Source organism: Phycobacter azelaicus (assembly GCF_014884385.1).
Taxonomy (GTDB): domain Bacteria; phylum Pseudomonadota; class Alphaproteobacteria; order Rhodobacterales; family Rhodobacteraceae; genus Phycobacter; species Phycobacter azelaicus.
The window spans coordinates 2568799-2581626 of the sequence record NZ_WKFH01000003.1; the positions used below are offsets into that span (position 1 = coordinate 2568799).

Consider the following 12828-nt stretch of genomic DNA (forward strand, 5'->3'; position numbering starts at 1 on the left):
TGCGGCGCGGACGGTGCGGCGGTAAACGCGTCTGTAACACGAGATGAGGGTTTCCATGTCGATTGACCAAAGCACAGCCGCCAAGGTGGCCAAACTGGCCCGGATCAAGGTCGAAGAGGACGCGCTGCCTGCCCTGGCGGACGAGTTCAACACCATTCTGGGCTTCATCGAACAGCTGAACGAAGTGGATGTGGACGGGGTCGAGCCGATGACCTCGGTCACGCCGCAGCGCCTGAAGCGGCGCGAGGATGTGGTCAATGACGGCAATCAGCAGGACAAGGTGCTGGCCAACGCCCCCGACGCCCGCGAGGGCTTCTTTGCGGTCCCCAAGGTGGTGGAGTAAGACATGAGCGAGTTGAACAAACTGGGCCTGGCCGAGGCACGCGATGCGCTGCGTAAGGGCGACACCACATCTGTCGAGCTGACCGAAGCCTGCCTCAAGGCGATTGACGCGGCCGATGCGCTTAATGCCTTCGTGCACAAGACGCCCGAGATTGCGCTGGAGCGCGCCCAGGCGGCCGATGAACGTATCAAGTCGGGCGATGCCCCTTCGATGTGCGGCCTGCCGGTGGGGATCAAGGATCTTTTCTGCACCAAGGGTGTGGACAGCCAGGCGGCGTCGAACATTCTGAAAGGCTTCAAGCCCGAGTATGAAAGCACCGTGTCGCAAAAACTGCTGGATGCGGGTTCGGTCATGCTGGGCAAGCTGAACATGGACGAATTCGCCATGGGCTCCTCGAACGAAACGTCCGCCTATGGCGATGCGGTCAGCCCCTGGCGGCGTGAGGGCGAGGACACCAAGCTCACACCGGGCGGATCTTCGGGCGGCTCGGCCTCTGCCGTGGCGGCGGACCTCTGCCTTGCGGCGACCGGCACCGACACCGGCGGCTCGATCCGCCAGCCCGCGGCCTTTACCGGCACCGTGGGTATCAAGCCCACCTATGGACGCTGCTCGCGCTGGGGCATTGTTGCCTTCGCTTCTTCGCTGGATCAGGCCGGGCCGATGACCAAATCGGTGCGAGATGCCGCGATCATGCTTGAGGCCATGGCCGGACACGACCCCAAGGACAGCACCAGCGCCGATCTGGCCGTGCCGAACTTCGAGGCGATGCTGACCGGTGACATCAAGGGCAAGAAAATCGGTATCCCGAAGGAATACCGTATGGAAGGCATGCCCGCCGAGATCGAAAAACTCTGGGCCGATGGCACAGCCATGCTGAAGGACGCAGGTGCCGAGATCGTCGATATTTCGCTGCCGCACACCAAATATGCCCTGCCTGCCTATTACGTCATTGCCCCGGCAGAGGCGTCTTCGAACCTCGCGCGCTATGACGGGGTGCGTTACGGCCACCGTGCGACGCTGGCGCAGGGCGACGGCATCACCGAGATGTACGAGAAAACCCGCGCAGAAGGCTTCGGTCACGAGGTGCAGCGTCGTGTCATGGTCGGCACCTATGTGCTGTCGGCAGGCTTCTATGACGCCTATTACAACCGTGCGCGCCGGGTACGTACCCTGATCAAAAAGGACTTCGAAGATGTCTTCGCAACCGGCGTCGATGCGATCCTGACCCCGGCAACTCCCTCGGCGGCCTTTGGTCTGGGGGAGATGACCGATGCGGATCCGGTGCAGATGTATCTCAACGACGTTTTCACCGTCACCGTGAACCTGGCAGGCCTGCCGGGGATCTCGGTTCCCGCCGGTCTTGATGCACAAGGGTTGCCGCTGGGCCTGCAGCTTATTGGCCGTCCCTGGGAAGAGGGCGATCTGCTGAACACCGCCTACGCGCTGGAGCAGGCCGCAGGCTTTGTGGCAAAGCCGGGCAAATGGTGGTAAAACGGGTCAAAACAAAAGCAGTACCCGTTTGACCATACACAGGTGATCCAGATGCGCGTCTTCGTCTCCCTCGCCGCCATCGGCAGTCTTTTGGCCCTTGCAGCCTGCACCCCTCCGGTGCCGGACAGTGCCGCCGGGGTTGGGATAGACAATGACCCCTTCGCAGCGCGCCCCGATATTGGGACGACGATCAATGGCGATGCGCTAATCCCGCCTGCGCGCATCGCAAGTGAGCCGCTGCCGGCCTCCGGTGACCTGCAGGCGGCTCCGCGTAGCGCCGGGTCCGTTACCGGCGCAGGAACGCTTGCTCAAACCGCGAGCAATGAGGACATCGCTCGCGAGACCGCTGCTGCCTTGCGTGCGGCCCAGAACAATTCGGGACAAGCGCCGCTTGAGGCCAGCCCGTCCAATCCGGCGCCTCAGTTGATTGGTAACCCGGGCCTTTCGGATGAGAACAGCTTTGATGCGGTATCGGCGCGGCAGACCATCGAAAGTGATGCCGAGCGCCTGAAGCGTCAGCGCGCGCAGTATCAGGTGGTAGCGCCCACCGCTTTGCCCAGTGTCGCGCCGAGCCAGCGGGATCCAAACATCGTGCAGTACGCCCTCAGCACGTCGAACCCGGTGGGTAATCGGATCTACAGTCGTTCAGGCATCAATCTCAAGGCCCGCTCTGCGCGAAACTGCGCGGGCTATGCGTCGCCTGAGCTGGCTCAGATCGCTTTCCTCGATGCAGGCGGGCCTCAGCGGGACCGCTACGCGCTTGACCCTGACGGGGACGGTTATGCCTGTGGCTGGGATCCCTCGCCGTATCGTCTGGTTCTCAATAGCGGCTCGTGATGGCTGCGCGTGCGCATGACGCCATCTGGCACCCAAGCCCGAATTTCACGGCGCGCCGAGATGAACTGACGCCCTGTCTTGTTGTTCTGCACTATACGGCCATGCAAAGCGCCAAGGCCGCGCTGGAGCGCCTGTGCGATCCGACGGCCGAAGTCTCGGCCCATTACCTGATCGGGCGCGATGGCACGCTTTGGCAGATGGTCGAGGAAGACCAGCGTGCTTGGCACGCAGGGGCTGGGGAATGGTGCGGACAGCAGGATATCAACTCTCGCTCCATTGGCATTGAGCTGGACAACGGCGGAGATCATCCGTTTTCAGAGCCCCAGATGGCACGCTTGGAGCAGCTTCTGGCCGGGACAATGCAGCGCTGGAGCATTCCTCCCGATGGGGTCATCGGCCATTCCGACATGGCTCCAGATCGCAAGTTCGATCCGGGCGCGCGTTTTGACTGGGCGCGGCTTGCGCGGCAGGGGCTTGCCCGGCACGGGGCTGAGGGGGCGGGCGGCCATGGTCTGATGGAGCCGGAGATGCTCGACGCGGCGCGATTCCGGGCCTATGCGCGCGACATTGGCTACACAGCGCCTGTGGATGATCTGACGCTGCTGTCCGCCGTGCGCCTGCGCTATCGACCGCAGGCTAAGGGGCCGCTCTGTGCCGAGGATTTTGCGCCGCTGGGGCAGGCGGAACTCTGGGGCTGAACCCCTTGACCACGCCCGGGTGAACGCATAGGTGCAGGCCTGCGCAGAAGGCTGGACGGCCGCGCAGAAGGCTTGCCTTCCGCGAGGAAAGTCCGGACTCCCTAAAGCAACGGTGCCGGGTAACGCCCGGGCAGGGCAACCTGACGGAAAGCGCCACAGAAATGAAACCGCCGCGTCCCCGGCAACGGATCAGGGCACGGTAAGGGTGAAACGGTGGGGTAAGAGCCCACCGCACCCCTGGCAACAGGGGTGGCACGGCAAGCCCCACCGGGAGCAATGCCAAATAGGGCCCCCGCGCGGGCAGGTCCCGGCAACGGGAAACCGCCGCTAGGCACGCTTTAGCCAAGAGGGGCCGGGTTGGCAGCTAGAGGTGCGCAGCAATGCGCATCGCAGATGAATGGTCGTCCATGGGGCTATGCCCCGGGACAGAATCCGGCTTACAGGCCTTCTGCGCAAAATATCCCCCCGAATCCTATTGACTTGGGGGGCAGTGCAGGTAAAAGCGCACGCTCATATAGGAATTTACCGAGAGGCCCCCTGCCTTTTCGGACGCAGGAGAAGCACCATGGCGAAGCCGACGACCATCAAGATCCGCCTGAACTCGACCGCGGGCACGGGCCACTTCTACGTGACCAAGAAAAACGCACGCACCATGACCGAAAAAATGGTTGTGCGGAAGTACGACCCGGTTGTGCGCAAGCATGTCGAGTACAAAGAAGGCAAAATCAAGTAAGCCAACCCGGCATACAAGGTTTTCAAAGGGTCACGCAGCGCGCGTGGCCCTTTTTCGTTGTTCCAGAGAGAGCTGACAACGCCTTATGGGCAACCCGATAGCCCAACAAAGCCGCTGCGCTGCGTTTCAAATTTGAACAAATTGCACCTTAGAATAGACGACCTGTACGAAAGGTTAGTCCCCTTTTCGCCCCAATTCGTTGCTATGCTGTTAAGGAGGGTAAATAGAGCCAGGTGGGTTTTCTTGTGATTATGCGTGTTTTGTTAACAGCGGCGTTCATGTTCGCAGTCGTACCAGGGCCAGACGTTACAGTCGCCGGAGTGGAGCCTGTCCCGTCTCCGGTGGTTTCCGGACCCTTGTCACTTGTTGGCGTCCCATTGGCCCCTACATCCGAGCAGCAGGCCGGGAACCGGGAGATGAGGGTCGAGGTCTTGGGCCGGTCGCTCTCGCTGTCGGTGGTGCGCGCTGGTTCTAGCGGGCTTGCTGTTCTCAGTACGCCGCCGCGTAGCGTGATTTCCAGCCTGCCTGACATCACTCCAACGGATTTTCAGGAACTGGCGGCGCGGGAAAGTGGCTGCATTGCAACCGGTGACGTGCGGGTCCTTGGCAGCGAACGTGGTACTGTGGCTCTGGCGACCGGGCTGAGCTGCTCTTGATCCGCGCTTTCTCCCCTGCGTGTCGCCCCCCCATTCTTCAACTGTTGTGACGGCCGCCAGCCTTATACAGCTTTTCTGCGCGGCCGTGGCAGTGTGAGATGCGCTTTGCATAATAGCATGCGATAGGCGGGCCGGGTCTGGCTTGGCTCGGATAGATCGCACAGCCCATCACGGCGCCCGTGGGGCTGTGGGTGGTGATGGCGGGGACCCCTTCAGTACCGAGCGAACCTGTCGCGGTCTGTCATGTAGATTTTCAACTTCCTTGAGGGTGGCGGGAAATCGGTCTGGCTGGTTTTGGGCACGGAGGGCGCGCAGATTTTGCAAGAGGGACGCAAGACTGCCTGTTTGATCTGACGGGAGATCTGAAACTTTCACCTCATCCGTTCATTGCGTGGTGCAAAAAAAGGCGGATCAAAATGATCCGCCCTTCACTGAAGTGTTGGCTCGCGTTTTCGCTTATTCGCGGTTCCCAAGCAGTTGGAGCAGCATCATGAACAGGTTGATGAAGTCCAGATAGAGGCTCAGGGCGCCCATGATTGCGGCCTTGCCCAGCCACTCCTGATCGCCAGAATGGGCCATCTGCAGGTAGGTGTTCTTGATATTCTGGGTGTCATAGGCGGTAAGGCCCGCAAAGATCAGAACGCCAATGACAGAGATCGCAAAGGCCATGGCCGAGGAGGCCAGGAAGATGTTCACGATCGAAGCCACGATCAGGCCGATCAGGCCCATGATCAGGAAGGTTCCCATGGCCGACAGGTCCTTCTTGGTGGTGTAGCCCACCAGGGACAGGCCCGCAAAGGCGATGGCGGTGATCAGGAACACCTGAACGATCGACTCGCCGGTGAAAACCAGGAAAATCGAACTGATCGACAGGCCCATCACGGTCGCAAAGGTGTAGAACACCAGCTGTGCAGCCGATGCCGACAGGCGGTTGATCGCGGCGCTGAAGCCAAAGACAAAGGCCAGCGGAGCAAACATGATGACCCACTTCAGGGGGGATGCGTAGATCGCGTAGCCCAAGCTGGTAAGGTATTTGTCTGCGCTCAGCTGAGCGGCTGCGCCCGAAGGATCGGATGTGACTGCTAGACCGGAGATGGCCCAAGCTGCCAGAAATGTGATGAAAGTGCCCACGGACATCGTGCCGTAGACTTTGTTCATGTGGGCGCGCAGGCCCGCATCGATCTCGGCAGAGCGGGCGCCTGCTGCAGAACGAATGGTGTCAAACTGTGCCATGTATCATGGTCTCCGTTTCCAAAACTCTCCCTCGCTGTATCAAACTGATTTCCTTGCTACAGCGTTCCTGCGAAATATCGGGGCTTTGGGGCAACGGTTCAAGTCCGTGATAAAAAGATTCAGCGGAAAAATATGAAAAGGCGCATCAAATGATCGATGCGCCTTCAGGCCGTGATTTTCATCTGAGACAGCCCTGCTTAACGGAGCCAGAAATCGGGGGCATCCCAGAACGGGCGGCGGGATTCGCGGCTGGCTTCTGCCTGGCTGACGCCGATATCCGACAGGGCGGCCTTATCCAGTTTTGCGAGCGCACGGCGCTGGCGCATCAGGGCAATGGCCAAGGCGATGCGGTCTGTCAGGCTGCGCCGCGCTTTGGCGCGGGTCGAGGGGAGGGAAATATAGGTCATGCTTATTGTCCTTTCGTTGGTTGTTGATGCCTTCGGCTCTGTTCATCATTTATGTTGATGTATATGGATTGATGTGCTCTATTTTGAAAGCGAATGTTTTTGATACAAAGCATCAAGGATTGTTATGATACGAAACCTCGACCTGACGACGTTGCGCTCTTTTGTTGCCGTTGCCGACAATGGCGGCGTCACGCGGGCAGCTGGATTTTTGCATCTCACCCAGTCTGCAGTCTCCATGCAGCTCAAGCGTTTAGAAGAGCTTTTGGGGCTGGACTTGCTGGACCGGTCGGGGCGAACCATTGCGCTGACCCCGTCCGGGGAGCAGCTCTTGGGGTATGCCCGCCGCATGGTGGCGTTGAATGATGAGGTGATCACCCGCCTGACAGATCAGGCCTTTGAAGGGGAGGTGGTGCTGGGCGTGCCGCATGACGTGGTCTACCCGGTTATTCCACGCGTGTTGCAGCGCTTTAACAGCGCCTTCCCCCGGGTGAGTGTCAACCTCGTGACCTCGAATACCCGCGCTTTGAAGGCAGGATTCGCGAAAGGAGCCTATGACCTGATCATTACCACTGAAGGGATGCCGAGCGAGGGCGGCGAGGCCATTCATGAAATGCCATTGCGCTGGATCGGGGCTGCGGACGGGTCGGCTTGGCGTCAAAGACCACTTCGGCTGGGCTTTTGCCGCAACTGCATTTTCCGGGCATCTGCAACGGCGGCCTTGGATGAGGCGGGGATCGAGTGGGATATGGCGGTTGACAGTGAATCCGACCGAACTGTCGAGGCTACCGTCAGCGCCGATCTGGCGATCGGAGTTTTGCTGGAGGGCACCCAGCCGGGCCATCAGGAGGTCATTGATCACGGCGATCTGCTGCCTGACTTGCCGGTGCAGCAGATCAATCTCTATGGGGCCGATCGAGTGCGCGCCCAGTATGTTGGTGATCTGGCGAACATCATTCGCCAAGGTTTTGCAGCCTTGCGTCCGACACCGCTCCGGGCCGCAAGTTGATGCAGGAATGAATTTGGGGTGCCCACTTAGAGGGTGATCACCACTTTCCCGGTCGAAGCGCGGCTACGCAAAAGCTCCATGCCTTTTGCAACCTCCTGCAGTGGAAGCACGTGGCTGATATGGGGTTTGATCAGTCCCGCCTGATGCCACTCAAAAAGGGTGGAAAAGGCGGTCTGGATTACCTCGGGACGGGTCTTCAGGTAGCCGCCGATGTAAAACCCGATCACGGTGAGGTTCTTGACCAACAGGTGGTTGGCAGGGATCTGCGGCACCTCACCGCTGGCAAAGCCGATAGGCAACAGGCGCCCGCAGGGGTTGGTTGCGCGAAACGCGGCTTTCCAGACCGGTCCGCCGACCGCGTCATAGACCACGTCGGCGCCACCCAGGTCCTTGACGATGGTGCGCAGGTCTTCGCTGTCGTCGATCAGGTGATCCGCTCCGGCGTTGCGTGCGACCTCCAGCTTATCGGCGCCGCGGGCATGGGCGATTACGCGCGCGCCCATCAGCTTGCCGATCTCGACCGCGGTCAGGCCGACACCTCCGGCTGCTCCGGTCACCAAAAGGGTTTCTCCGGCCTGCAGGCGCGCGCAATGATCCAGGGCCACAAGGCTGGTGCCATAGGCAATCTGCAGGGCTGCGGCATCTTCAAAGCTCATGCCATCTGGAATTGGCACGGCGCGGTTGGCAGCAAACGCGCCGATTTCGGCCAGACCGCCCTCACCGCAATAAACCGCGACCCGGTCACCCACTTCAAACCCGCTTACGTCGTCCCCCAGCTCGGTCACGGTGCCCGCGATTTCCAATCCGGGCACGAACGGAGGCTCGGGCGTGTCCTGATAGGTGCCTTTCTGCATCAACAAATCTGCAAAGTTCAGTCCGCAGGCTGCAATCTTTACACCGAGCTGACCGGGGCCGGGGCGGGGGGCAGGCAGGTCGGCAAGCTGGGCAGGGGTGTCAAAGGAGGTCACAAGGTAAGCCTGCATAATATCCTCAAGCGGTTGCTTCAAATGAGTGATTCGCGTCTTGACTGTTTGGCAACAGTTGCCGGAAATTCACCTCACTATTTATGGGGAGTGTGTATTTCATATGTTATTGGTCAAACTAGCAAGACAAAATGACACATGAAATCATGCATTTGGATGCTCGCAGCTCTCTGCCTGTCTCAGTGAGGCTTGAATTCAACCGAGGAGGGCGTAAGGTCATTTTCACGGTTGTGCCCTTGTCGCGGTTTGGGGTGGTTCGTTTGATCGGATCAGTGGCGATCTCCGGAAGGATTTTGCAGAACGTCGCGGCTGAACAGGCCCGAACCACTTTGTTATAACTAGGAGATGGCACATGGCTCATCCAGTAGATGTGCATGTCGGGAAGCGGATCCGTCACCGGCGCTGGCTTATTGGCATGACACAGCAGCAACTTGCCGAAAAAGTCGGTATCAAGTTCCAACAGATTCAGAAGTATGAAACCGGGGCGAACCGGGTAAGCGCTTCTCGACTTTGGGATATTTCCGATGCAATGGAAGTTCCGGTCAGCTTCTTCTTCGACGGTCTGCAGGACGAGGACAAGACGTCTTCGGAAAAGGGGTCGGTGCCAGAGGATCTGATGGGCGACAAGGAAGCACTGGATCTGGTGCGCTCCTATTATGCGATCCCGGAAAACCAGCGTCGACGCCTGTTTGAACTGGCCCGTGTTCTAAGCGACGCAGCCTGAAATGGAAAAGACCCCTGAGGGGTCTTTTTTATTGTAACTGGCGGAATGCAATGGCACGCGCTGGTTCATGACCGATAACTCTCTTTCCGATCTGGATGTCGCCCATCGGGCGGCTGATGCGGCGGGCGCCGTGATCCTTCCTTATTTCCGCCAGCGCGGCCTTGATGCCGAAAACAAGTTGGCGGCTGGTTTTGACCCTGTAACGGTCGCCGACCGTGAAGCTGAACAGGCGATCCGAGCGGTTCTGTCCGAACTTCGGCCCGAGGATGGGATCCTAGGAGAGGAGTTTCCGCCAGTTACCGGAACGTCTGGGCGTACCTGGGTTCTCGATCCGATTGACGGAACCCGCGGATTTATCAGCGGCACGCCTACTTGGGGTGTGCTGATTGCCTTGTCTGATGCGGATGGTCCGGTACTGGGCGTGATTGATCAACCCTACACGGGCGAGCGGTTCATCGGGTCCGCAGAACTTGCGCAGATGTCGGGTCCGTGCGGGGTTGCTGGGCTTGCAACCAGGGACACCGCGACCTTGGCTGAGGCGATCCTCTTCACCACGTTTCCCGAAGTCGGCACGGCTGAAGAACGAGCGGGGTTTGAGCGTGTCGCGGGCCAAGTTCAACTGACCCGGTATGGAATGGACTGCTACGCTTATGCCCTGCTGGCGGCTGGCCATATTGATCTGGTGATTGAGGCAGGCCTCAATGCGTATGATATTCAGGCGCCCATCGCAGTAATCGAGGCAGCAGGCGGGATCGTCACCGACTGGCAGGGCGCGCCTGTTCACGAGGGTGGCCAGGTTTTGGCGGCCGCAAACGCGGATCTGCATGCCGAAGCCCTCAGGCTGCTCCAAAACGCCTGAAACAGACTTGAGCAAAGGGCCGAGGATGCGGTATCCCTCATTCGGTCCGAGTCCTTTGCCCGTATTCTGTCGGACCCTCTTCACACTTCATCACCGAAACGGGCGACATAGGAGTGTGAAGCAATGCCGGAAATCCTGATTGAAAACGCCATGACCGTCATCACCATGGATGATGATGCGCGCGTGTTGAACGATGCCGATGTTCTGATCCGGGGCGGGCAGATCGCGGCGGTGGGCCAAGGGCTGAACACCTCTGGTGATCGTGTATCGGGACGGGGCTGTGTCGTGACGCCCGGGTTGGTGAACACGCATCACCATCTCTATCAGAATCTTACCCGCGCGGTGCCGGGCGCGCAGGATGCGCTGCTCTTTGGCTGGCTCCAGCGGCTTTATCCGATCTGGTCGCGGTTTGGCCCCGAAGAGATGTTCGTATCGGCGCAACTGGGGCTGGTGGAGCTGGCCCTGTCGGGCTGTACGCTCAGTTCGGATCATCTGTATCTCTACCCCAATGGGGCGCGGCTGGAGGATACCATTCATGCCGCGCGCGAAGTCGGCCTGCGCTTTCACCCGACGCGCGGCGCCATGAGCATCGGTGAAAGCCAGGGAGGGCTGCCACCAGACAGCCTGGTCGAGGAAGAAGGCGCCATCCTCAAAGACATGATCCGCGTAGTCGATGGCTTTCATGACGCGGGCGAAGGCTCCATGTGCCGGGTCGGGCTGGCGCCATGTTCGCCGTTTTCGGTCAGCCGTGAATTGATGCGCGATGCAGCCCTGCTGGCGCGCGACAAAGGCGTGATGCTGCACACGCACCTTGCCGAAAACGATGAGGATATCGCCTATAGCGAGGCGCAGTTCGGCTGCCGCCCCGGTCAATATGCCGAAGAGCTGGGCTGGACGGGTAGCGATGTCTGGCACGCCCATTGCGTAAAGCTCGATGCGACTGAAATCGATCTTTTTGCCCGCACCCGCACGGGCGTCGCCCATTGTCCCTGCTCCAACTGCCGACTTGGCAGTGGAATTGCCCCGGTGCGTGCTATGCGAGATGCGGGGGTTCCCGTGGGGCTTGGGGTGGATGGGTCTGCCAGCAATGACATGGCAAACCTCATTGGCGAGGCGCGTCAGGCGATGCTGCTGCAACGGGTGGCGAACGGCGCGGACGCCATGAGCGGCTATGAAGCGCTTGAAATTGCCACGCGCGGCGGCGCCGATATTCTGGGGCGCCCCGATTGCGGGCGGCTTGCCCCCGGAAAGCGCGCAGATGTGGCGGTTTGGGACGTGACCGGCGTTGCCTCCAGCGGCAGTTGGGATCCGGCAGCGTTGTTGCTGGCGGGTCCAGCCCAAGTGAAGCACCTATTTGTGGAAGGGCGCCAGATCATCTCAGGCGGAGAGGTGACCAGCATTGATCTTCCAAACCTGCTTGAGCGGCACGGGCGGCTTGCGCGCGCCCTCGCGGAAATTGCCTGACTTCAGACCTTTTGCCCGCCAATCCAGACCTCGGATATGGCGCGATCATCGCCCATCATGATGGTGGCAAATGCGGCCTCCCAGATATCTGCCGCACGCGCCGTGCGCTGGGCAATGGCGGGGGTTGAGGCAAGATCCAGCACCAGCAGATCCGCCTCCATCCCCGGTGCGATATTGCCGATCCTGTCATCAAGCCGCAGCGCCCGGGCCGAGCCTTGCGTGGCCAGCCAAAGTAGCTCTGATGCGTGCATTGGCGTTCCGCGCAACTGGCCGATCTCATAGGCCGCTGCCATGGTGCGCAGCATAGAAAAGCTGGAGCCGCCGCCAGTATCCGTTGCCAGACCGATGCGATGCCCAGCGGCCTTGAGGCCTGCCATGTCAAAAAGACCGGAGCCGATGAAGGTGTTGGAGGTTGGACAATGCACCAGCGCCGCATCATGTTCGCGCAGCCGGTCGCGTTCGCGCGGCTCAAGGTGGATCGCATGGCCATAGACGCCGCGCGCGCCCAAAAGACCAAAGGCCTCATAGGTGTCAAGATAGTCGCGCGCCTCGGGGAAAAGGCTGTTGACCCAGGCGATCTCATCCGTCTGCTCGCTGAGGTGGGTCTGCATCAGGCAGTCCGGGTGCGTGGCCCAGAGCGCGCCCATCGCCTCGAGCTGCTCGGGCGTGGAGGTGGGCGAGAACCGCGGGGTGATGGCGTATGACAGCCGGTCCACCCCGTGCCAGCGCGAAATCAGGGCCGCGCTGTCGTCATGGGCGGATTGAGGCGTATCGCGCAATCCTTCGGGGGCATTGCGATCCATGCAGGTCTTGCCGGCGACCACCCGCTGGCCCCGCGCCTGCGCAGCGGAAAAAAAGGCATCCACGCTTTCGGGATGGATGGTGCAATAGCTGCAGACCGTGGTGGTGCCATGGGCCGTGGTCAGATCCAGATATCGGGCGGCGAGCTCATCCGCATAGGTACGGCTCCCAAAACGCATTTCTTCGGGGAAGGTATAGCTGTTCAACCAGTCGAGCAGCCTTTTGCCCCAACTCGCAATGATCGCGGTTTGCGGGTAGTGAACATGCGCATCGACAAAGCCCGCCATGATCAACTTGCCGGAATGATCGTGCACCGCTGCGTTTGGGAACTCTGCGTGTAGCGCATCAAAGCTTCCGAGGGCCGCGATGGAGCCGCCCTGTAGGACAACAGCTTCGTGCACTTGGGCGGCGTCCTTGGGACTTTCTTCCGCAAATGGATCGCGGACAAAGGAGAGAACCTGTCCCCGCAGGATCTGGGGGGCGGGCTTCTCGATGCGTCCGTGGGTGGTCATTGTTGCGCTGTGCCTTCCTGTGAAATGGTCAGCTATAAGATACGCCTGCGTCTTGGCAGGGTAAATTGCGTCATTGTCATT

At 60.4% G+C, this 12828-nt stretch carries 14 protein-coding genes and 1 other RNA gene; 11 read left to right on the plus strand and 4 right to left on the minus strand.

Annotated features, from left to right (window positions below; genetic code table 11):
• Positions 1-55: 55 nt before the first annotated feature.
• The 7 genes from gatC to INS80_RS13475 all read left to right on the plus strand — a co-directional run bounded on the left by gatC (position 56) and on the right by INS80_RS13475 (position 4758).
• Positions 56-343, plus strand: a complete 288-nt coding sequence (gene gatC, locus INS80_RS13445; protein WP_192966122.1) for an Asp-tRNA(Asn)/Glu-tRNA(Gln) amidotransferase subunit GatC — start codon at positions 56-58, stop codon at positions 341-343.
• A 3-nt stretch (positions 344-346) separates the two neighbouring features.
• Complete coding sequence (gene gatA / locus INS80_RS13450; RefSeq protein WP_192966123.1) at positions 347-1834, plus strand: Asp-tRNA(Asn)/Glu-tRNA(Gln) amidotransferase subunit GatA; 1488 nt, start codon at positions 347-349, stop codon at positions 1832-1834.
• A gap of 51 nt (positions 1835-1885) precedes the next feature.
• Positions 1886-2671, plus strand: a complete 786-nt coding sequence (locus tag INS80_RS13455) for a hypothetical protein (protein ID WP_192966124.1) — start codon at positions 1886-1888, stop codon at positions 2669-2671.
• Positions 2671-3369 carry an N-acetylmuramoyl-L-alanine amidase gene (locus INS80_RS13460; protein ID WP_192966125.1) on the plus strand — a complete coding sequence of 233 codons (699 nt, stop codon included), beginning with the start codon at positions 2671-2673 and terminating at the stop codon, positions 3367-3369. The genes INS80_RS13455 and INS80_RS13460 overlap by 1 nt, the downstream gene beginning before the upstream one ends.
• 43 nt (positions 3370-3412) lie before the next feature.
• Positions 3413-3825: RNase P RNA component class A (gene rnpB / locus INS80_RS13465), an RNA gene on the plus strand.
• A 109-nt stretch (positions 3826-3934) separates the two neighbouring features.
• A complete protein-coding gene (gene rpmG, locus INS80_RS13470; protein ID WP_007814563.1) occupies positions 3935-4102 on the plus strand; it encodes a 50S ribosomal protein L33 in 168 nt (55 codons plus the stop codon).
• Between the two features lie 416 nt (positions 4103-4518).
• Positions 4519-4758, plus strand: coding sequence for a hypothetical protein (locus tag INS80_RS13475; protein WP_192966126.1), 240 nt, complete (start codon positions 4519-4521; stop codon positions 4756-4758).
• A gap of 456 nt (positions 4759-5214) precedes the next feature.
• Here the strand turns inward: INS80_RS13475 and INS80_RS13480 are convergent, their stop codons facing one another.
• The gene (locus tag INS80_RS13480) at positions 5215-5991 is read right to left on the minus strand and encodes a Bax inhibitor-1/YccA family protein (RefSeq protein ID WP_192966127.1); all 777 of its coding nucleotides are present in this window, start codon (positions 5989-5991) and stop codon (positions 5215-5217) included.
• A 197-nt stretch (positions 5992-6188) separates the two neighbouring features.
• Positions 6189-6398, minus strand: a complete 210-nt coding sequence (locus tag INS80_RS13485) for a DUF1127 domain-containing protein (RefSeq protein ID WP_192966128.1) — start codon at positions 6396-6398, stop codon at positions 6189-6191.
• A gap of 124 nt (positions 6399-6522) precedes the next feature.
• Here INS80_RS13485 and INS80_RS13490 point away from each other — a divergent pair, with 124 nt between their 5' ends.
• The gene (locus INS80_RS13490; protein ID WP_192966129.1) at positions 6523-7404 is read left to right on the plus strand and encodes a LysR family transcriptional regulator; all 882 of its coding nucleotides are present in this window, start codon (positions 6523-6525) and stop codon (positions 7402-7404) included.
• Positions 7405-7430: 26 nt separating this feature from the next.
• Here INS80_RS13490 and INS80_RS13495 read toward each other — a convergent pair whose 3' ends face one another.
• Positions 7431-8387 carry an NADPH:quinone oxidoreductase family protein gene (locus INS80_RS13495; protein ID WP_192966130.1) on the minus strand — a complete coding sequence of 319 codons (957 nt, stop codon included), beginning with the start codon at positions 8385-8387 and terminating at the stop codon, positions 7431-7433.
• Positions 8388-8739: 352 nt separating this feature from the next.
• Here INS80_RS13495 and INS80_RS13500 point away from each other — a divergent pair, with 352 nt between their 5' ends.
• From INS80_RS13500 to INS80_RS13510, 3 genes are all read left to right on the plus strand, one after another.
• Positions 8740-9111 (plus strand): helix-turn-helix domain-containing protein, encoded by a 372-nt coding sequence (locus tag INS80_RS13500; protein WP_192966131.1) that lies wholly within the window; start codon positions 8740-8742, stop codon positions 9109-9111.
• A 67-nt stretch (positions 9112-9178) separates the two neighbouring features.
• A complete protein-coding gene (gene hisN, locus INS80_RS13505; protein WP_192966132.1) occupies positions 9179-9970 on the plus strand; it encodes a histidinol-phosphatase in 792 nt (263 codons plus the stop codon).
• A gap of 123 nt (positions 9971-10093) precedes the next feature.
• Entirely contained in the window at positions 10094-11434 is a 1341-nt protein-coding gene (locus tag INS80_RS13510) for an 8-oxoguanine deaminase (RefSeq protein ID WP_192966133.1), read from the plus strand.
• 2 nt (positions 11435-11436) lie between these two features.
• On the opposite strand, the gene guaD is transcribed toward INS80_RS13510, so the two are convergent.
• A complete protein-coding gene (gene guaD, locus INS80_RS13515; RefSeq protein WP_192966134.1) occupies positions 11437-12747 on the minus strand; it encodes a guanine deaminase in 1311 nt (436 codons plus the stop codon).
• Positions 12748-12828 lie beyond the last annotated feature (81 nt).